Origin of the sequence: Aeromonas bestiarum (assembly GCF_028751155.1) — a bacterium.
Classification (GTDB): Bacteria; Pseudomonadota; Gammaproteobacteria; order Enterobacterales; family Aeromonadaceae; genus Aeromonas; species Aeromonas bestiarum.
The window spans coordinates 2404242-2423612 of record NZ_CP064746.1 but is presented as its reverse complement, the minus strand read 5'-3'; the positions used below and the strand labels follow the sequence as shown (position 1 = coordinate 2423612).

The following is a 19371-nucleotide window of genomic DNA, read 5'->3' as shown; positions in this document are numbered from 1 at the left end:
CGAGCTATGCTTGGAGTGAGCCGGACATAGTGCCCGGCTTGCGCCTCCCGCCCGGGAGGCTGGTTGGGGGAACGCACAATGGAATCACTCAAGGCAAAGGATTACATGCAGACCCGGCCCATCACGTTCAGCGCTGACATGATGGTGCAGTCTGCGGTCGAAAAGTTTCTCAACAGCCACCAACTTGGTGGCCCCGTGGTGGATGCGCAAGGCCATCTGATTGGCTGGGTTTCCGAACAGGACTGCATCGCCGTCATGCTCAAGGAGGCCTATCACTGCGAGCAGGTCGCCCAGGTCAAGGATGTGATGCGCAAGGAGGTGCTGGCGGTCGGACCCGACACCAGCATTCTGGAGCTGGCCGAGATGATGATGGGGCAAAAGCCCAAAATCTATCCTGTGGTGGAGGAGGGGCATCTGCTCGGGGTGATCAGCCGTCACGATGTGATGCTGGCGATCCACGCCCAGCTGGGCACCTGTTTCGTACACAAGGCCCGGGCCTGATCGGATTGGGCGCCATGCGTCATCGGGAGCAGGCCGGGTGCCTGCTCTTTTTATTCAGACGCGCCATTCAGATGCTTCTGCCCAGGCGCCCGTTATTCCGGTTTTCATCGCCACCCCAATCGCTTTAAGGCTTGCACCTCTCTTCCTCGCTCTTTAGGATCTCCCAACGCTTGTCGATATGGCCCCTCTGGGCACTCATTTAAGGAATTCGTACCTTGTCTCTCTCTATCGAGGCGCTGCGCCGCCGTCTTTCTGCCTGCATGAATCTCGATGCCCGTCGCCTTTCCAGCCGTCTGCACGGGGTCAAGAAGCTGCCTGAGGGCAAGCAGGCTGCCGTGCTTGAGACCCTGGCCGCGGATCTGGATGTTGCACAGGCGCGCTACCAGTCCCGTCTGGCGGGCGTGCCCAAGGTGACCTACCCGGCCAACCTGCCGGTCAGCCAGAAGCAGGCGGAGATCGCCAAGGCGATCAGCGAACATCAGGTGGTGATCATCGCCGGCGAAACCGGCTCGGGCAAGACCACCCAGATCCCCAAGATTTGTCTCTCGCTCGGGCGCGGGGTGAAAGGCTATATAGGCCACACCCAGCCACGGCGCCTCGCGGCCCGTACCGTGGCGGCCCGCATCGCCGAGGAGATGCAATCCGAACTGGGTCACTACGTGGGCTACAAGGTGCGCTTCACCGATCAGGTGAGCGAGCAGACCCACATCAAGCTGATGACAGACGGTATCCTGCTGGCAGAAATCCAGCACGACCGCATGCTCACCCAGTACGACACCATCATCATCGATGAGGCCCACGAGCGCAGCCTCAACATCGACTTCATCCTGGGATACCTCAAGCAGCTGCTGCCAAGGCGCCCGGATCTCAAGGTGATCATCACCTCGGCCACCATAGATCCCCAGCGTTTCTCCCGTCATTTCAACAAGGCGCCGGTGATCGAGGTCTCCGGTCGCACCTATCCCGTGGATGTGCGCTATCGCCCCCTCGTCAGTGACAAGAGTGAAGGGCTGGAGGAGCGCGACGAGCTGCAGGGGATCTTCGATGCGGTGGAAGAGCTGGCCCGCGAAGGGCTGGGGGATATCCTCATCTTCATGAACGGCGAGCGGGAAATTCGCGATACCACTGAGGCCCTGCGCAAGCTCAACCTGCGCGATACCGAGGTGCTGCCGCTCTATGCCCGTCTCTCCAACGCCGAGCAGAACAAGGTGTTCCAGCAACACGCCGGCCGGCGCATAGTGCTGGCCACCAACGTGGCGGAAACCTCCCTCACTGTGCCGGGCATCCGTTATGTGATAGACCCGGGTACCGCCCGTATCAGCCGCTACTCCTGGCGAACCAAGGTGCAGCGCCTGCCCATCGAGCCGGTCTCCCAGGCCAGTGCCAACCAGCGCAAGGGGCGTTGCGGCCGGGTGGCGGACGGTATCTGTATCCGTCTCTACTCGGAAGAGGATTTCAACGGCCGCCCGGCCTTTACCGATCCGGAGATCCTGCGCACCAACCTGGCCTCCGTCATCTTGCAGATGCTGGCGCTCGGCCTTGGTAACATGGAGGCCTTCCCCTTCGTCGAGCCGCCGGAATCACGCCACATCAAGGATGGCCTGAGCCTGCTCAAGGAGCTGGAGGCGGTGCGCGAACTGCCTGTTCGTCACGCCGCTGCCCAGCAAGCCGGCCAGCAGCAGGATCTCGAACCCAAGTTGCAGCTGACCGACACAGGTCGCCAGCTGTCGCGCATTCCCCTTGATCCACGTCTGGCGAAGATGGTGATCACGGCGGCGCAAACCGGCTGCCTGAGCGAAGTCATGGTGATCACAGCCGGCCTCAGCATCCAGGATCCCCGCGAGCGGCCCATGGAGAAGAAGCAGGCCGCCGACGAGCAGCACAGACGGTTTGAAGACAAGGATTCCGACTTCCTCGCCTTCGTCAATCTGTGGAACTACCTGAAAGAGCAGCAGGATCTGCTGGGCAGCAACCCGTTCCGCCGCATGTGCCAGAAGGAGTTTCTCTCCTACCTGCGGGTGCGCGAGTGGCAGGATATCCACTTCCAGCTGCGCCAGACGGTGAAGGAGCTGGGCTTCAAGGCCAACCATGAACCGGCGGATTTCAAGACGGTGCACTGCGCCCTGCTGACCGGCCTCCTGAGCCATATTGGCAACAAGGATCTGGAGAAACCCGAGTTTCTCGGCGCCCGCAACGGCCGCTTCCACCTGTTCCCGGCCTCGGGCCTGTTCAAGAAGCCGCCCAAGTGGGTGATGGCCGCCGAACTGGTGGAGACCTCGCGGCTCTACGCCCGGGTCAACGCCAAGATTGAGCCGGAATGGGTGGAGCCGCTGGCGGCGCACCTCATCAAGCTGCACCACAGCGACCCGCACTGGTCGAAGAAAAGTGGCGCCGTCATGGCCAAGGAGAAGGTGACCCTCTATGGCCTGACCCTGGTCAACGAGCGCACCATCAACTTCAGCCGCCTCGATCCGGCCCTGTGTCGCGAGCTGTTTATTCGCCGCGCCCTGGTGGAGGGGGATTTCGAGACCCGTCACCGCTTTTTTGGCGAGAACCGCAAGCTGCTCGCCGAGGTGGAGGCGCTGGAGCACAAGTCCCGTCGCCGCGACATCCTGGTGGATGACGAGGACCTGTTCCGCTTCTACGATGCCCGCTTGCCGGAAGACGTCATCTCCGCCCGTCACTTCGACAAGTGGTGGAAGGAGGCGCAGAAGCAGGATCCCGAGCAGCTCAACTTCGAGAAAGAGATGCTGATGAAGGGGGATGCGGCCCACATCAGCGATCTCGACTACCCCAACTTCTGGCAGCAGGGGCGACTCAAGCTCAAGTTGAGCTACCAGTTCGAACCGGGGGAGGCGGCGGACGGCGTCACTCTGCACATTCCATTGCCGCTGCTCAATCAGGTGGAGGTGAAAGGGTTCGAGTGGCTGATCCCCGGGCTGCGCCATGAGCTGCTGGTGGCCCTCATCAAGTCGATGCCAAAGCCGATGCGCAAGAACTTCGTACCGGCCCCCAACTACGCCGATGCGCTGCTCGCCAGCCTCAACCCAGAGCAGGGGCCGCTGCTGGACGAGATGGAGCGCCAGCTGCGCCGCATGACGGGCGTCTCCGTGCCCCGCGAATCCTGGGATTGGGCATCTGTGCCCGATCACCTGAAACTCACCTTCCGGGTGGTGGACGACAAGCAGAAGAAAGTGGCAGAAGGGAAAGACCTGGAAGCGCTGAAGGAATCCCTGCGCGGCAAGGTGCAGGAGACGCTCTCCCAGGTGGCTGACGATGACATAGAGCAGTCCGGCCTCACCCTGTGGAGTTTCGGCGAGCTGCCCCAGGAGTACAGCCAGAAGCGCGGCGGATTCGAGGTAAAGGCCTATCCGGCGCTGGTGGATGAGAAGGACTCTGTCTCCATCCAGCTGGTGGAGAGCCCTGTGGCCCAGCAGCAGCTGATGTGGGCGGGCCAGCGCCGGCTGGTGCTGCTCAACGTGCCATCCCCCATCAAGTACCTGCAGGAGAAGCTGCCCAACAAGGCCAAGCTGGGTCTTTACTTCAACCCCTTTGGCAAGGTGGCTGAGCTGATCGATGACTGCATCGCCTGCGGCTGCGACAAGCTCATCGAGCGCCACGGCGGCCTGGCCTGGGACGAGGCGGGGTTCGAGGCACTCAAGGAGTTCGTGCGCGCCGAGCTCAACGATGCCGTGGTGGAAGTGGCCAGCCAGGTGGAAGCCGTGCTGACCCTGTCTCACGAGATCAAGAAGCGGCTCAAGGGCAAGATGCAGCTTGATACCGCCTTTGCCATGTCCGATATCCAGTTGCAGCTGGGCAACCTCATTCACAAGGGCTTCGTCACCGAGACCGGCTGGCAGCGGCTGCCGGACTTGCTGCGCTACCTGCGCGCCATCGAGCGCAGGATGGAGAAGCTGGCCATCGATCCCAACCGGGATCGGGTCTATATGCTCAAGGTGCAGAGCGTGGAGGCCGATTACAAGGCGCTGCTCGCCAAGGTCCCCAAATCCCAGCTGATCCCGGCCGAGGTGGCCAATATCCGCTGGATGATCGAAGAGCTGAGGGTCTCCTTCTTCGCCCAGAATCTGGGGACCCCCTATCCGGTGTCAGATAAACGGGTGCTTAACGCCATCGCCCAGTGCTAAGCTGCTATCTGTCTGTTTTAACTGCGTGATATAGCTTTATGAGGATGCGCTGCCAGTCAGGTGGCCCCCTTCAAACCACAAGTCAGGGAGGCAAGGATGCTGGGGATCTGGTTGAGTATGGCGCAGGTGGTGATCAGCGGTTACCAGCCTATTGCAGAGCAAACCTGGGTGCAGCTGAACCCAGAATATTACCCGCTGCACCGCTCCCCGCCGGCCATGTTCGTGGCCTGGCGGGGCAATCAGTTTCCCCCCCTCGAGCTCAAACAGAAGAAGGGGCGCTGGCTGGTGCTGTTTCCGGCCCGGCTGGTGCCGCCCTTCGATCTGTTCGAAGGGGAAGCGCAGCTCTCCAAGGCGTATCTGGCCAGGCTCAGGCGCATCGATGAGGCCGCCTATGGTCTGGCACCCGTCGCGCCCGTCACGTCGCCGCATTACAGCGAGCAGGAGGTGGCCGGTCTGGGAGTACCCTTCATGGCCGAATTCACGCCGCCAGTGATGCCGGGTCAGCGGTACACCACCAGCCTGGGCACCGGACGGCTGGCGGTGAGCCTGGCTCTGAACGCGGCCCGGCGAGCGCCGGATACCCTGCTGGTCCGTGTTGCTAATGGTGAGACACCACCGGCGGTGAACGCATCCCCCGGCGGTGAGACGCTGACGCTCTCGGCGCCGGCGGCCGGCAATGGCAAGCGGGTCTGTCATCAGGTGGCATCCGGGGAGACACTGTGGCGTATCGCCGCCACCCTGGCCCAGAATGGCACCGTCACTGGGGCGGCGGGAGACACTTACAGCTATCTGCTGGCCATCGTCGATGACAATCGCCCGCTGATGGGCAACAGCATCCGGGTCAAGGCGGGGGATACCCTCTACTGCCCGGCGCCCCAGACCCTGGCCCGCTTCGATGCCCTGAGTGCGGCAGAGCGGCAGCAGCGGTTTGCACGGCTGGAGCAGGGGCGTTAAGGTTTCTTGTCACTGTACTGGGCCCGTGCTAGTATGCGCCCTCGTTTTGCGAGGTGCTGACCGGTCGCAGTCAGCACCATAAATTCATCTATATGAGATAACCACTATGTCTTTCGTATTCCAAGCTGAAGTCCGTTCTGACCTGGGGAAAGGTGCGAGCCGCCGCCTGCGTCACGCTGACCAAGTTCCTGCCATCATCTACGGTGCAGGCAAAGAAGCCCAGTCCATCACTGTTGACCACAAGAAATTCATCATTGCCCAAGAGAAGCCGGAATTCTACGAATCCGTGCTGACCCTGGTCATCAACGGTGAAGAAGTCAGCGTTAAAGTGAAGGCTATCCAGCGTCACCCGGTTAAGCCGAAGCTGGTTCACCTGGACTTCGTTCGCGTTTAATCGGCAACGAACGTTCCTGTAAAGAGGCCACCCAATCGGGTGGCCTCTTTGTTTTTACGGCGTTTTTTCCCGATAAAAATAAAATACTCAAATAGTACCGTTAGTCTTTACTTGTAGGCATGATTGACAGCAGGACACCCGTTGTGGTGCTCTGGCATATATAAAGTATTCGAACAAGTCCACATACGGGGTAATGTTGACCGTGATGAAGGGAATCATACGGGGATATTTCCTGCTGTTCTCACCCATTCTTGTGCTGGTTTTGGTGGGTGGGTATCTGCTGGGTGACGCACTGATCGAGCGTGAGCTCTACCGTGTACGTAGCGATGAGAGCACTTTTCTGACGCTCGCCAGCGGTCGTCTCGATGACGAGCTGGCGGTGCCGCTGCGCCATGTGCGTAGCATGTCTGAAGAGCCTATCCTGCTCGAGGCGGCGGGTCGCGACGAACGTGACAACATTGCCGCCCAGTTTACCGTTCTGATGAACCGCAATCCCGACTATGCCCAGGTGCGTTGGCTGGCGCCGGATGGCATGGAGCTGGTGCGCTTCAATCGTCAGGGCCAGCATCTGCAGCGTGTGGCTGACGACCAGCTGCAAAACAAAAAGGATCGTTACTATTTCCGCGATGCCATGGCGCTGCCCTGGGAGCGGATCTACGTCTCGCCGCTCGATCTCAACGTCGAGCAGGGGGTGATCGATCGCCCCTTCAATCCCATGATCCGTATTGCCAAGCGCTTGCGCCTGGGGGATCGCGATCTGGGCTTGCTGCTTATCAACGTGCAGGCCGGCCGTATGCTCAAGGTATTCGCCAACAGCAGTGGCAAGGCCGCCGATCACACCATGCTGCTCAATCAGGATGGCTATTGGCTGCGCAGCCCGGATCCGGCACAAGAGTGGGGCTTCATGCTCGAGCGTCCGGACCTCACCTTGAAGCAGTTTTCTCCCCAGGCCTGGCAGGCATTCTTGGGTGCTTCGAGCGGCCAGATTGAGCTAGCCGACGGCCTGTGGAGCTGGACCACTCTGTACCCGGCCCTGAATCACGATCAGCTGGTCTGGAAGACTGCCTCCATGGTGCCACGCAGCGAGCTGCTGGCCATTCGCACTCACATCTGGGGGATCATCTCGGTCACCTGCGCCATCTTGCTGTTGCTGTTCGGTGCCGGAGTGGCCTCGCTGGTGCTCAGCCGGCATCGGGAGCAGCTGGCGCAGCAGGAGGCGGCCAGGCTCGCGCGGGTCAAAGGGGATTTCATCGCCAACATGAGCCACGAGATCCGTACTCCCATGAACGCCATCATGGGGTTGGCCTACCTGCTCGAACAAGGGGGGCTCGACGATGGCCAGCGCGCCCTGGTGCGCAAGATCCATCAGGCTGGGCAGGCTCTGCTCGGGATCATCAACGACATCCTCGATTTCTCCAAGATTGAATCGGGCCGGCTCGAGCTTGAGCAGGTGCCATTCAGCCTGGAAGAGGTGCTCGATCATGTGGCGGCCATCATGTCCACCTGCGTTGGCAACAAGCACCTCGAGCTGGTAGTGAGCAGTGCCCCCGAGCAGGCCGCCCATCTGGTCGGAGACGCCCTGCGCCTCGAGCAGGTATTGCTCAACTTGACCGGCAACGCCATCAAGTTCACCGAGCGCGGGGAGGTGGAGGTCAAGGTCGAGCTGGAAGCCGAGCAAGATGGCATGGCCACCTTGCTGTTTCGGGTGCGCGACACCGGGATCGGCATTCCGCCCGAGCAGCAGGCAAACATATTCAATGCCTTCTCCCAGGCCGACTCCTCCACCAGCCGCCGTTTTGGGGGAACCGGGCTTGGCCTGACCATCAGTCGCCGTCTGGTGAGCCTGATGGGGGGCGACATCGGCGTCACCAGCGAACTGGGCAAGGGGAGCGAGTTCTGGTTCCGCGTCCGGCTGGAGCAGGTAGAGCAGCCCGAGGCCTTCCACGAGCGGCTGCAGCACGTCTCGCTGCTTATCGCCGACGACAACCAGGTGACCCGCGATACCCTGTCGATGACGGTGGGCTCCCTCGGCTGGCAGTCACGGGTGGTGGAGTCAGGCGAGCAGGCCTTGCACCATCTGCTGCGTCAGGGGGAGCGTTTCGACGTGATCCTGCTCGACTGGATCATGCCGGGCATGGACGGGCTCGAGACCTGCGTGGCCATTCGCCGTGCCTTCGAGCTGCAGGAGCGCTCGCCCATCATCATCATGGCGACTGCCTATTCCCAGGAAGAGTTGATGCGCAGCCCCGGCTCGGAGCAGGTCGATCTGGTGCTGCACAAGCCGGTCACAGGTTCCAGCCTCTACAACGCGGTGGCGCGCCTCATCCACGAGAAGCGCGAGCATGTGGATCTGCTGAAGAGCGGTCAGCGCCGTCTGCGCCTGCCTGACGTTCATATACTGCTGGTCGATGACAGCGACATCAACCTGGAGGTGGCAACCCGCTTGCTGCAGCGGGAGGGGGCCGAGGTGATCACCGCCATCGACGGGGAGCGGGCCCTGGCCTGTCTTGCCGACCCGGCGCAGCGTATCGATCTGGTACTCATGGACGTGCAGATGCCGGTGATGGATGGCTACGAGGCGACCCGTCGCCTGCGCCAGCTGCAGGGACGCAAGGAAACGCCCGTGCTGGCACTCACCGCCGGTGTATTCAAGGATCAACGCGAGGCGGCGCTGGCCTGCGGCATGAACGATTTCATCGCCAAGCCGCTCGACGTGGAGCAGCTCATCGCGACCCTGCTGCGTTACCTGCCCGACAGTGTGGTGCCGCTAACGATCAGCGACGCGCCGCCTGCCCTGGAGCCGGTGGCCGGCATTGATATCGATACCGGACTTCGCAACTGGGGCGAGGCCTCTGTCTATCTCAAATACCTGCGCCGATTCCGCGATGACTACATGACGGTCGGTACCGTGCTGCCGGACTACATAGCCCAGCACGAGACTGATGCCGCCGCGAGCCTGACGCACAAGCTCAAGGGGGTGGCGGGCAGCCTGTCGCTCACCGATGTGGCGCGCATCAGTGCAGAACTGAATGAGGCCATCGAGCAGGGAGGGGACACCAGCCAGCTCATGGCCCCCTTCCTTGAGGCGCTGGAACGAGCGCAACAGGCCATCGACATCTATGCCGGGCGCGAGCCGGGGGCTGTCAACTCCCCGCTGGCTCAGGGTGAGGCGCAGGAGGTGTGTCTGCACGCTCTGCGTGAGGCCCTGATGAGCGAGGATCTGGAACTGATTGAACCGGCGCTGGGCCAAGCCAAGAGTTACTTGCCTTCTGAGCTGGTAAGCGAGATCAGTGCAGCCCTGGAGCTGTTCGACATCCAGCTCGCGACCTGCAAGCTGGAGGGGTATCTGGAAAATTGGGAGGCACCTGGATCATGAATCGACCGCGAGTGTTGATCATCGACGACGAGCCGAGCAACCTCGGGCTGCTGCGGCAAATCCTCAAGGAGGAGTACAGCCTCTTTTTCGCCAAGGGAGGCGAGGAGGGGCTGGCCGCCGTGGAGCGCCATGAGCCCGCCTTGATCCTGCTTGACGTGCGCATGCCTGATATGGACGGCTACGAGGTGTGTCGCCGGCTCAAGGCCGATCCGGCCCACGCCGGGATCCCGGTGCTGTTTATCACGGCGAGCGACAACGCAGACAGCGAGAGCCAAGGGTTCGAGGCGGGCGGGGTGGATTACATTTACAAGCCGGTCTGCCCAAGCACGGTGCGCGCCCGGGTGCGCAACCACCTCTCTCTGGTACGCCTCGATCAGCTCGAGCGCAGCTACCGCACCGCCATTGTGATGCTGAGCGAGGCGGGTCACTACAACGACACCGATACCGGGGTACATATCTGGCGCATGGCCGCCTATGCCCGAGCCCTGGCCGACGCGGCGGGCTGGAGTTCGGAGCAGTCGGAGCTGCTGGAGCTGGCGGCCCCCATGCATGACATGGGCAAGATTGGGATCCCCGACTACATCCTCAAGAAGCCCGGTCCCCTCACCGAAGAGGAGTGGGCCATCATGCGCACCCATCCGAGCATTGGTTACGAAATCTTGAAACGCTCCGACGGGCTCATCTTCCGCATGGCGGCGGAGATTGCCCTGCATCACCACGAGAAGTGGGACGGCTCGGGTTACCCCGCAGGAGAAACCGGCGAAGGGATCCCCGAGGCGTCGCGGATCGTAGCCATCGCCGATGTGTTTGATGCCCTGAGCGTGCGTCGCCCTTACAAGGACCCCTGGCCTCTGGAGCAGGTGCTGGCCACTATGCGTGACGGTGCTGGCCAGCACTTTGATCCCCGGCTGTTCGCATGTTTTCTCGAGATCATGCCGGAGATCTTGCGCCTCAAGGCCCAGTGGGACACCCGTGAGGAGCGGGGGGTTACCAGATAGGTTGCGTCAGGTAGGGATTGCTTGCCTTCTCACGGCCGAAGGTGGAACTGGGGCCGTGGCCCGGGATGAAGACGATCTCGTCACCCAGCGGCAGCAGGGTCTCGGTGATCGACCGAATCAAGGTAGCGTGATCGCCGCGCGGAAAGTCGGTCCGGCCTATGCTGCCGGCAAAGAGTACATCGCCGACCCAGGCGAGCCGCTCGCTCCGGCTGAGCAGGATGACGTGGCCAGGAGTGTGGCCCGGGCAGAAGTACACATCCAGCTCGCATTGACCCACCTGCACCTTGTCACCCTGGGCCAGCCACTGGTCGGGGGCGAAGGCGGGGGTATGGGCAAAGCCGAACATCTGGCTCTGCTGGGGCAGCATGTCGAGCCAGAAGGCATCCTCCTTGTGGGGCCCCGTGATGGTCACGCCGGTTTTTTCACGCAGCTCGGCCGCTGCCCCCACGTGATCCAGATGACCGTGGGTCAGCAGGATATGGGTCAGGGTCAGTCCGCGCTTGGCGATGGCGGCCAGCAGCTTGTCCGCTTCGCCACCCGGGTCGATCAGCGCCGCCTGATGGGTCTCGTCACACCAGATGAGGGAGCAGTTCTGGGCGAACTGGGTGACCGGGATCACCTCGAATTTCAACATGTGGGGTCCTCTTGTTGGAAAGGCGACGGGCTCAGCCCTGTTGCGCTCTGGCGTGCTGCTCGGCGAAGTAGTCGAGACAGGCCTGCTTGTCACCCCGAAACACGATGCGCTCACGCTTGTTGCCAAGTTGATAGAGATACATGGGGTCGTAGTAGCGGGTCAGCAGCAGGGTGATCCAGGCCAGATGCAGCTCGGTCGCGCCACTGCTGGCCTGCTCGGTGAGGGCCGTCTGCATCAGCGCATCCAGCTCGCGGTGGGCCTGATCCCCGAGGCGACGTTTGAGGCGGGCCAGTGCATCTGTGAGATAGGCGGCAAACAGCGGCCAGCCCGCTTCTGCGCCGAACATGGCCTGATAACGCAGCCAGAGATCGTGCACATAGTCCTGGCGGATCTGTTCGGCCCGCTCGCTCTGCGGCACATCCACCACCACCAGCGGGGCCTCGCACATGGCATCGAACAGGGTGTTCGGCAGGCAGCAGCGACCGATGAGCCGGCTCTCGTCCTCTACCACGAAGGCCTGTTCGCCCTTGTGGCGGCGCTTGAGCAGCTCGATGGCCATGTTGTTTTCAAAGTTGATGTTGCCGGGCTGGCCGCCGGGCAGCTGACCAAAGGAGGAGCCCCTGTGGCGGGCATGACCTTCCAGGTCGAGCGCCTGGGTCACCTGGCCCAGCATATGGGTCTTGCCGGAGCCTGTCATGCCGGTCAGCACAGTCCAGTGGCACTCGGCAGAGGCCTTGTCCTGGGTGTCGATGAGGAAGCGACGCAGCTCCTTGTAGCCACCGGCGACGCGGGGACGAGTGACCCCGGCCTCATGCAGCCACAGTTGTACGGTTTGCGAGCGCAGGCCGCCGCGAAAGCAGTAGAGCAGGGCGTCGGGCTGCTGGCGCAACTGCGCCAGCCAGCCCTCGAGGCGTTCGGCCCGCACGGCGCCACCCACCAGCTTGTGACCCAGTTCGATGGCGGCCGCCTGACCCTGCTTCTTGAAGCAGGTCCCGACCTGGGCCCGCTCATCGTCTGTCATCAAGGGCAGATTGGTCGAGCAGGGGAAGGCCCCCTCCTTGAACTCGATGGGCGCACGCAAGTCGATGAGCGGGACATCGTCCAGAAAAATCCGGGCCAGATCTGTGGCCAGTGGCAGTTGGCTCATAGCATGGCCTCCGCAAGCAGCCGCTGACTCATTGGACAACCTCGATAAACTGATCGCCGGTACGCGCCTTCAGCTGGCCGACGGGGGAGAGGGTCAGCCCCGCTTGCGTTGCGATGGCAAGGAGCTCGGCTTCACTTTCTTTACCGACGGCTACCAGCAGGCCGCCGCTGGTCTGCGGGTCGCACATGATGTTGCGGGTACGATCGTCCATGGCATCGAGCTTGTGGCCATAGGAGTCAAAATTGCGCAGGGTACCGCCCGGTACGCAGCCCTCGCTCAGGTAGTAATCCACCTCGTCGAGCAGCGGCAGCGCCTTGAAATCGAGGGTGGCGCACACCCCTGATCCTTCACACATCTCCAGCAGGTGACCCGCCAGACCAAAGCCGGTCACGTCCGTCATGGCGTGCACGCCCGGCAGTTCGGCAAAGCACTGGCCAATCTTGTTGAGGGTGCACATGGCGTTGGGGGCCAGCTGCTCGTGCTCTGGCTTGAGCTTGCCCTTCTTCTGGGCCGTGGTGAGTATACCGATGCCAAGGGGCTTGGTCAGATAGAGGATGTCGCCCACCTGGGCGGTGTCGTTCTGCTTGATGGCATCGAGCGGCACTATGCCGGTCACCGCGAGGCCGAAGATGGGCTCGGGGGCGTCTATGCTGTGGCCGCCGGCGAGCGAGATGCCCGCTTCATGGCACACCTGACGGCCGCCGTCGATCACCTGCTGTGCAATCTCGGGAGCGAGCGTATTGATGGGCCAGCCGAGGATGGCGATGGCGACGATGGGCTTGCCGCCCATGGCGTAGATGTCGCTGATGGCGTTGGTGGCGGCGATGCGGCCAAAGGTGAAGGGATCATCGACGATGGGCATGAAGAAGTCGGTGGTAGAGACGATACCCTGACCGTTGCCGATATCGACCACGGCCGCGTCATCCTTGCTGCTGTTGCCGACCACCAGGGTCGGGTCGTCAAAGCCCGGGATCTGGCTCTTGAGAATGGTGTCGAGCACCTTGGGAGAAATTTTGCAGCCGCAGCCAGCGCCGTGGCTGTATTGGGTCAGACGAATGGAAGACATACTTACCCCTTATGCAGAGGCTCTGTGGAGCCGTCTTGGTCAATGGGCGGTCATCCGTCGCCTTGTAGACAGGCAGACAAGATACCGCAAAAAATGGGTGGCCTCGGTGCCAACAGGGGCAACGATTTCAGGCAGCCATGGGAAGGCCGCCAAGCCGGACGGGGGAGGAGGGGCGACATGGTGCGCCAGAGCAGCCCCGCCAAGGGCCACAGGACGGGCCATTATGCCACAAATGCCCTCTCTGGTTCGAACTGGAATTCACACAAAGCGCGGGGGATTGGCGGGAAAAATGAGAGAGGGAACAGCCTTCGCCATGCGCTGGCGGTGAGGCATATCCCCCTGTGTTGCCCCGATAAGGCCGAGCCTGTCTCACTTCGGGGCCATGTTTGGGTGGAGAACCTTACCCGGCTTGCTCCATCACTGGCTGGTGAGCCTTGCCCCAGCGACGCAGGCGCCGTTGCAGCGGTCGCTCCAGCAGGTTGTAGCTAAGGGCCGAGAGGCCGATCAGCACCGCCAGCATCAGCAGGGTCGCCACTACCCCCAGCAGCGGGTGGGTCTGGGCATACCACCAGTCGGTGAGCCCCGGCGCCAGATAGTGAATCATTTCGCACCCGGTGAGCAGCACCAGCGCATGCAGCAGGTAGATGGAGTAGGAGAGATCCCCCAGCCAGTTGGTGAAGCGGTTGTCCAGCAGGCGCAGCAGCGGGCTCCGGCGATCCCCCTGGGAGGCCGCAATCCAGATCAGCAGCACGTAGGAACTGATCAGCAGCAGGGTCAGCTGCGGCGTCATGGTGAACTGCATCAGCGCGAAGGGCAGCACAAAGGCGATCAGCAGCGGCAGATCCCGTTGCATCATGGGCAAGTGTCGCGCGGCCCTGACCCTGGGCAGCAGCCAGAGGCCGAGCACGAATTCACTCACCCCGCGTCCCACAGCCAGCGCGCCGCTGGTGACATCCAGGGTGCCCCGGCTGTGCACGATAAAGGCCAGCACCGTCAGCGCCAGCAGGGGCGCGAGATGGCTCCAGCGACTGCGGGTCACGGCGAGCGGAATGAGCAGCGGGAACAGCAGGTAGCTTATCCACTCCACGCTCAGGGACCAGGCGGCGAAGTTCCAGGTCAATCCGTGATCAGTCACTACCTGCAGCAGCAGGAAGGCGCTTGGCAGCGCCTCGGCCGGGGTGAAAGGAGAGCCGAAGGGAGGCATTCCCTCCCACTCCCACATCTTGAACAGCGGGCCGGCATAGAAGCCTACCCCATGGCGGGCCTTGTAAAGCTCCCAGCCCACCAGCAGCACCAGGGTCACAAAGTAGAGGGGGTAGACGCGGGTCAGCCGCAGCCAGAGAAAACGGCCATAGCCCAGGGTGCGGGGTGTGCGGCTGAAGGTCTCACCGTAGACGTGGGCCAGCACCAGGCCGCTCAAAATAAAGAAGAGATCGACCCAGAGGTAGCCGTTCTCGATGAGTTGGGTGTGGCCGGCGATCGACTCCATCCACTGGGGAAAGAGCAGCAATCGGGCATGGAACAGCACCACCATCAGGGCAGCTATGCCCCGCAGCGGCGTCAACAGCGGCAATGATTGATTCATATCGGGATCCCTTGCGATGTTCAGCTTGGCCTGACATCGATTTTGTTGTTGTGCTGGGGCATCGAGCCTGATGCCCCAGCAGCCTGGACTCATGCTGGCCACAGGCGGGATCACCCTACCTAAAAGAGAGTCATACGGGTGTGATTTTCGTCATAAATATGCGTTTCTTACGCAAAAATAGCCAGCTGTATGGGTGCAAGATCAGGGGCAGTCGTGGGGATCTAGACTAGGGATGTCGTCCATCTGATCGCAAGGAGCACGCCCGATGAAACTCTATGCCCATCCCTTCTCATCCTACAGCCAGAAGGTGCTGATCGCCCTCTACGAGAATGCCACTCCGTTTGACTATCAGAACCTCGAAGATCCGGCGGCCAACGCCGAGCTTGCCGCCCTCTGGCCGCTCAAGCGCTTCCCCGTGCTGCTGGATGACGGGCGCTGCATCCTAGAGAGCAGCACCATAGTCGCGCATCTGCAGGCGCACCATCCGGGCCCCATCAGCCTGATCCCGGCTGGCGATGCGGGTCTGGAGGTTCACATGCTGGATCGCGTCTTCGACAACTATGTGATGACGCCCATGCAGAAAGTGGTGTTGGATGCGCTGCGCCCGCAGGCCGAGCGCGATGGCTATGGCGTGATGGAGGCCCGTGAGCTGCTCGACCAGATCTACCCTTGGCTCGATCAGCGACTCGAAGGGCGTCGCTGGATCGCCGGCGATGGCTTCAGCCTGGCCGATTGCGCTGCCGCCCCCTCGCTCTTCTATGCCGACTGGGCCCATGAGATACCGCACTCCCACACCAGACTGAGGGCCTACCGTGCTCGCCTGCTGAGCCGGCCCTCTGTGGTGCGCGTCGTGGATGAGGCGCGGCCATTTCGGCACTATTTCCCGCTGGGGGCGCCGGCCCGTGACTGAGCCGGGTGCTTGAGCCCGACAGGTCTGCTGCCGACCCAGAGATGATGTGCAGCCGAAATGGGGGAATGGCCGGGATCAGGAGAGGGGGAAAACTGATTTATGCAGCAGAGTGATTTTCGATGCGATATATGCCGATATTTCCCCGAGGATTTTCCAATATTGGTGATTTTATTTTCATATTTTTGCATAAATAAAAGATCGGTCAGGTTCCCCTAGGTGGGCTGAGTGCCATTCCCTGGGTGGATGCTGTGAGCACAGAGCTTGGTTAAAGGGCTGGAAACGCACGCTAGAGGGATGGCAGCGGCAAGCCGAGGAGAGGGAGTGAGCGGCGTTATCTCTTTGGAGTACAGCGCAAAAAAAGGCCCGCTAGCGATAGCGGGCCTTTTGATGACTGGCTTGCCGGACCAAGCCCGGGCCTGGAACCGGGGGCAAGGGGCGGCCAACTCTGCGGCGGCTCTTAGCGAGCGCGCACTACCAGACCCTTGAGGTAGAAACCTTCCGGATAGGCTGTGCCGATCGGGTGATCGGAAGCCTGGGACAGGAGCTCCAGGATCTGGGCATCGCGACCGGCGTCCAGCGCCGCATCGGCCACTATCTTCTGGAACAGGCTCTGCTCCATCAGGCCGGAGCAGGAGTAGGTCAAGAGCACGCCACCCGGCGCCAGCAGCTGGAACGCCAGCATGTTGATGTCCTTGTAGCCACGGCAGGCACCCAGCAGCTGGGCCTTGCTCTCGGCAAACTTGGGCGGATCCAGCACTATGACGTCGAACTTCTCACCCTTCTCGCGGTATTCGCGCAGCAGCTTGAACACGTCGTGACGGATGAACTGGGTGTTGGAGATATCCAGCCCGTTCAGCTCGGCGTTCTGGCGGGCCATATCCAGCGCAGTCTGGGAGAGATCCACGTTGACCACTTCCTTGGCGCCACCCTTGAGGGCATAGATGCCAAAGCCACCTGTGTAGCTGAAGCAGTTGAGCACCCGCTTAGCCGAGGTGTATTTGGAGACAGCCTGACGGTTGTCGCGCTGATCCAGATAGAAGCCGGTCTTGTGGCCGTTGCGGATGTCCACCAGGATCTTGACGCCGTTTTCTTCGATCACCACAGGCTCGGTCGGGGTTTCGCCATGGATGACGCCGGTGCGCTCTTTCAGCCCTTCCTTCTTGCGTACCGCCACGTCGGAGCGCTCATAGATGCTGCATTCGGGGTAGAGGGTACGCAGCGCCTGAGTGATCAGCTCGCGCTGGAACTCGGCACCGGCGGAGAGGATCTGGCACACCAGGAAATCGGCATAACGGTCTATGGTCAGACCCGGCAGGCCGTCGGATTCGGCGGCGCACAGGCGATAGCCGGTGAGGCCCTGACGCTTGATCAGCGGATCCCGGGACTCCTGGGCATATTTGAGGCGACGCAGGAAGAAGTCGAGATCGACTGTCTCCTCTTTATCGAAGGTCCAGACCCGGGCACGGATCTGGGAGCTGCCTGACCAGGCACCACGGGCGAGCCATTTGCCATCGTTGGCGTAAATCTCGACGGTATCGCCGTCAACGGGGTTGCCTTCAACCCGCTCAATCCCCTTGGAGAAGATCCAGGGGTGACGGCGCAGCAGGGATTTTTCGCGGCCTTTGACGAGATAGATGAAAACGCTCATGGGTGTTTGCCGATGGTAAAAAGAAAAGGGGCCACATTCTATGTGCAATGGGGCGGCTAAGCCAGTCTTTGCTGGTATATGACGGACGTACTCAAGTTGCTCTTGGATAACGGCCGGGCATCGGTTCTGCAAGGTTTGAAGAATCTCAATGTTGGCGTTTCACACGACTTATTTTGTTGGCTTTGGTTGGTTGTGCTTGTTTTGTGTTCAATGTATTTTTTTAAATGCACAAAATATAACCAAGTTAGTGTTTTTATCTTTTCTTTGTGTGATTTTCTTTAAAGAGTCATTTGGTAATGTCGATAGAGGGGAAGACCATTTTGAATCTTTCCACTTATCGAGCTGTCCATGTCCCTCTCCATTGCCACCAATGTTTCCGCCCTCAGCGCTTCTCGCCATCTTGGTCAATCATCGAGCACACTGGACTCGGTATATCGGCGGCTCTCATCCGGATTGCGCATCAACAGCGCTGCCGATGATGCGGCCGGCTTGCAGATCAGCAATCGCCTCACCAGTGAAGTAAACGGGACCAATACGGCTATTCGCAATGCCAATGATGGGATCTCGGTGATCAACGTGGCCGATGGTGCGCTCGATGAGTCGGTGAACCTGATGCAGCGGATGCGCACCCTGGCACTGCAGTCAGGAAGTGGTGCCAACACGGCAGAGGATCGCGTGGCCTTGAATGCTGAATTCAAGCAACTGCAGTTGGAGATGGATCGGATTGCCACAGGCACCCGGTTTGCCGGACAGGATCTGCTGGCCGGGAGCTATAAAGGCATCTTCTCGGTCGGTGCTTATGCAGGACAGAATACCGTCATTACCGATATCAATGCCCAGACCAAAAACCTGGGCGAAATGGAGTGGCAGGCGCGCAGTCCGGCAGGTAGCAAGCCGGGGGCGTATGACATTGCTGATCTCAAGCTTTCATCTCAGCCTGTCACTCTCAACGGCGTGACCTTTGACAAGGATTATTCCACCCTGGAAGCATTCGTGGCAGATATCAATGGCACCACTTTCCCCAATAATCAGGGGCCGGTAAAAGCGCAACAACTGCCATTTTCAGTCGCCTCCGCAGTCGATTTATCCGCCCTGCCATCCTATATCGATGTGGCGGGTCACTCTGTGGATCTGACTACCGGCATTGATATGACGGGTTGGGATCCGGTCAATCCTACGCCCGAAAACAGCGATTTGATGAGGGAGGTGGTTCGGCGTATCAACAATACTGCGCAATCGGCAGGTCTAGGCTTTTATGTGAGTGCCTCCAACAATAGCAATCCCGCCAGTAATGCATTGACCATGTATAGCTCTCAGGGCAGCAGCCTTGCGCTTGCAAATGGCACAACGCCACCTCCGCAGCCAGCACCACCGGCGCCTCCAATTATCAGCAATCCTTCTCTGAGCACTCTGCTACCCGATGTCACCCCCACGACCTATATTGGCCAGATGGAACTGCACTCATCAGGTGACAAGTATTCCAATATCGATATGCAAGGATCTAGCTTGAATGCACTGGGTTTTTATCAAGCAGACAAGAAGAAATATACCGTTGATAATATTGATGTTTTGAATGATGAGAACGCCAGCAGAGCCATCAAGACGCTGGATGCGGGCATGAAACAGCTGGGTGTTCAGCGTTCGCGACTCGGCGCCCAGGCCAATGCGCTGGATTCACGGGTGCGCAATCTGGCCAATGCCAATGAGAACCTCGGTGCCGCCCGCTCAAGGATCCGGGATGCCGATATGGCAAGTGAGTCGGCTCGTCTGGTACGTACCCAGATTTTGCAGCAGGCCAGCTCGACCATATTGAGCCAAGCCAACAGTCGGCCCAATATGGCACTCAGCCTGCTGCAGTCATGACCATCAAGTCGACATGGATGGACTCTGCCGCTCTGCAATCAGTTCAGCGGAGTGCCGTGTGTCCATAGCAGAGCATTGTGAAGTATTGACTTGATGCTGAAACAACAGAGGCCATCCATGGGATGGCCTCTGTTGTTATTCCACGGAATG

The 19371-nt window shown here is 60.9% G+C and carries 13 protein-coding genes; 8 read left to right on the top strand and 5 right to left on the bottom strand.

Annotation, left to right across the window (positions count from 1 at the left end; all coding sequences use genetic code 11):
• Positions 1 to 78 precede the first annotated feature (78 nt).
• The 6 genes from IU367_RS11275 (at position 79) to IU367_RS11250 (ending at position 10368) form a co-directional block, all read left to right on the top strand.
• Complete coding sequence (locus IU367_RS11275; RefSeq protein ID WP_043134846.1) at positions 79 to 501, top strand: CBS domain-containing protein; 423 nt, start codon at positions 79 to 81, stop codon at positions 499 to 501.
• A 215-nt stretch (positions 502 to 716) separates the two neighbouring features.
• Positions 717 to 4646: an ATP-dependent RNA helicase HrpA gene (gene hrpA, locus IU367_RS11270; protein WP_274451902.1), complete on the top strand. Its 3930-nt coding sequence runs from the start codon at positions 717 to 719 to the stop codon at positions 4644 to 4646.
• Between the two features lie 96 nt (positions 4647 to 4742).
• Positions 4743 to 5600 (top strand): hypothetical protein, encoded by an 858-nt coding sequence (locus IU367_RS11265; RefSeq protein ID WP_274451901.1) that lies wholly within the window; start codon positions 4743 to 4745, stop codon positions 5598 to 5600.
• A 106-nt stretch (positions 5601 to 5706) separates the two neighbouring features.
• Positions 5707 to 5994, top strand: coding sequence for a 50S ribosomal protein L25 (gene rplY / locus IU367_RS11260; protein ID WP_042037696.1), 288 nt, complete (start codon positions 5707 to 5709; stop codon positions 5992 to 5994).
• A gap of 205 nt (positions 5995 to 6199) precedes the next feature.
• Positions 6200 to 9370, top strand: a complete 3171-nt coding sequence (locus IU367_RS11255; protein ID WP_274451900.1) for a hybrid sensor histidine kinase/response regulator — start codon at positions 6200 to 6202, stop codon at positions 9368 to 9370.
• On the top strand, positions 9367 to 10368 hold the full coding sequence (locus IU367_RS11250; protein ID WP_274451899.1) for a response regulator: 1002 nt from the start codon (positions 9367 to 9369) through the stop codon (positions 10366 to 10368). Before IU367_RS11255 ends, IU367_RS11250 begins: the two co-directional genes overlap by 4 nt.
• Here the strand turns inward: IU367_RS11250 and IU367_RS11245 are convergent.
• The 4 genes from IU367_RS11245 to IU367_RS11230 form a co-directional block, all read right to left on the bottom strand.
• Positions 10358 to 11002, bottom strand: coding sequence for an MBL fold metallo-hydrolase (locus tag IU367_RS11245; protein WP_274451898.1), 645 nt, complete (start codon positions 11000 to 11002; stop codon positions 10358 to 10360). The genes IU367_RS11250 and IU367_RS11245 overlap by 11 nt on opposite strands.
• A 31-nt stretch (positions 11003 to 11033) precedes the next feature.
• Positions 11034 to 12149, bottom strand: coding sequence for a tRNA 2-selenouridine(34) synthase MnmH (gene mnmH / locus IU367_RS11240; protein WP_241278768.1), 1116 nt, complete (start codon positions 12147 to 12149; stop codon positions 11034 to 11036).
• 28 nt (positions 12150 to 12177) lie between these two features.
• Positions 12178 to 13215 carry a selenide, water dikinase SelD gene (selD, locus tag IU367_RS11235; protein WP_241324933.1) on the bottom strand — a complete coding sequence of 346 codons (1038 nt, stop codon included), beginning with the start codon at positions 13213 to 13215 and terminating at the stop codon, positions 12178 to 12180.
• A gap of 400 nt (positions 13216 to 13615) precedes the next feature.
• The gene (locus tag IU367_RS11230; RefSeq protein WP_274451897.1) at positions 13616 to 14800 is read right to left on the bottom strand and encodes an acyltransferase family protein; all 1185 of its coding nucleotides are present in this window, start codon (positions 14798 to 14800) and stop codon (positions 13616 to 13618) included.
• 265 nt (positions 14801 to 15065) lie between these two features.
• On the opposite strand from IU367_RS11230, the gene IU367_RS11225 reads away from it, so the two are divergent.
• Positions 15066 to 15710 carry a glutathione S-transferase family protein gene (locus IU367_RS11225; protein ID WP_274451896.1) on the top strand — a complete coding sequence of 215 codons (645 nt, stop codon included), beginning with the start codon at positions 15066 to 15068 and terminating at the stop codon, positions 15708 to 15710.
• 457 nt (positions 15711 to 16167) lie between these two features.
• On the opposite strand, the gene IU367_RS11220 is transcribed toward IU367_RS11225, so the two are convergent.
• Positions 16168 to 17358 carry a class I SAM-dependent methyltransferase gene (locus tag IU367_RS11220; RefSeq protein ID WP_274451895.1) on the bottom strand — a complete coding sequence of 397 codons (1191 nt, stop codon included), beginning with the start codon at positions 17356 to 17358 and terminating at the stop codon, positions 16168 to 16170.
• A 348-nt stretch (positions 17359 to 17706) separates the two neighbouring features.
• On the opposite strand from IU367_RS11220, the gene IU367_RS11215 reads away from it, so the two are divergent.
• Complete coding sequence (locus IU367_RS11215) at positions 17707 to 19221, top strand: flagellin N-terminal helical domain-containing protein (RefSeq protein ID WP_274451894.1); 1515 nt, start codon at positions 17707 to 17709, stop codon at positions 19219 to 19221.
• The last annotated feature ends 150 nt before the right edge of the window (positions 19222 to 19371 follow it).

Bases quoted from the DNA above. Each gene is read 5' to 3' on its own strand.
- IU367_RS11275 (WP_043134846.1), top strand. From the start codon at position 79: ATGGAATCACTCAAGGCAAAGGATTACATGCAGACCCGGCCCATCACG.
- IU367_RS11265 (WP_274451901.1), top strand. From the start codon at position 4,743: ATGCTGGGGATCTGGTTGAGTATGGCGCAGGTGGTGATCAGCGGTTAC.
- rplY (WP_042037696.1), top strand. From the start codon at position 5,707: ATGTCTTTCGTATTCCAAGCTGAAGTCCGTTCTGACCTGGGGAAAGGT.
- IU367_RS11255 (WP_274451900.1), top strand. From the start codon at position 6,200: ATGAAGGGAATCATACGGGGATATTTCCTGCTGTTCTCACCCATTCTT.
- IU367_RS11250 (WP_274451899.1), top strand. From the start codon at position 9,367: ATGAATCGACCGCGAGTGTTGATCATCGACGACGAGCCGAGCAACCTC.
- IU367_RS11245 (WP_274451898.1), bottom strand. From the start codon at position 11,002: ATGTTGAAATTCGAGGTGATCCCGGTCACCCAGTTCGCCCAGAACTGC.
- mnmH (WP_241278768.1), bottom strand. From the start codon at position 12,149: ATGAGCCAACTGCCACTGGCCACAGATCTGGCCCGGATTTTTCTGGAC.
- selD (WP_241324933.1), bottom strand. From the start codon at position 13,215: ATGTCTTCCATTCGTCTGACCCAATACAGCCACGGCGCTGGCTGCGGC.
- IU367_RS11230 (WP_274451897.1), bottom strand. From the start codon at position 14,800: ATGAATCAATCATTGCCGCTGTTGACGCCGCTGCGGGGCATAGCTGCC.
- IU367_RS11225 (WP_274451896.1), top strand. From the start codon at position 15,066: ATGAAACTCTATGCCCATCCCTTCTCATCCTACAGCCAGAAGGTGCTG.
- IU367_RS11220 (WP_274451895.1), bottom strand. From the start codon at position 17,358: ATGAGCGTTTTCATCTATCTCGTCAAAGGCCGCGAAAAATCCCTGCTG.
- IU367_RS11215 (WP_274451894.1), top strand. From the start codon at position 17,707: ATGTCCCTCTCCATTGCCACCAATGTTTCCGCCCTCAGCGCTTCTCGC.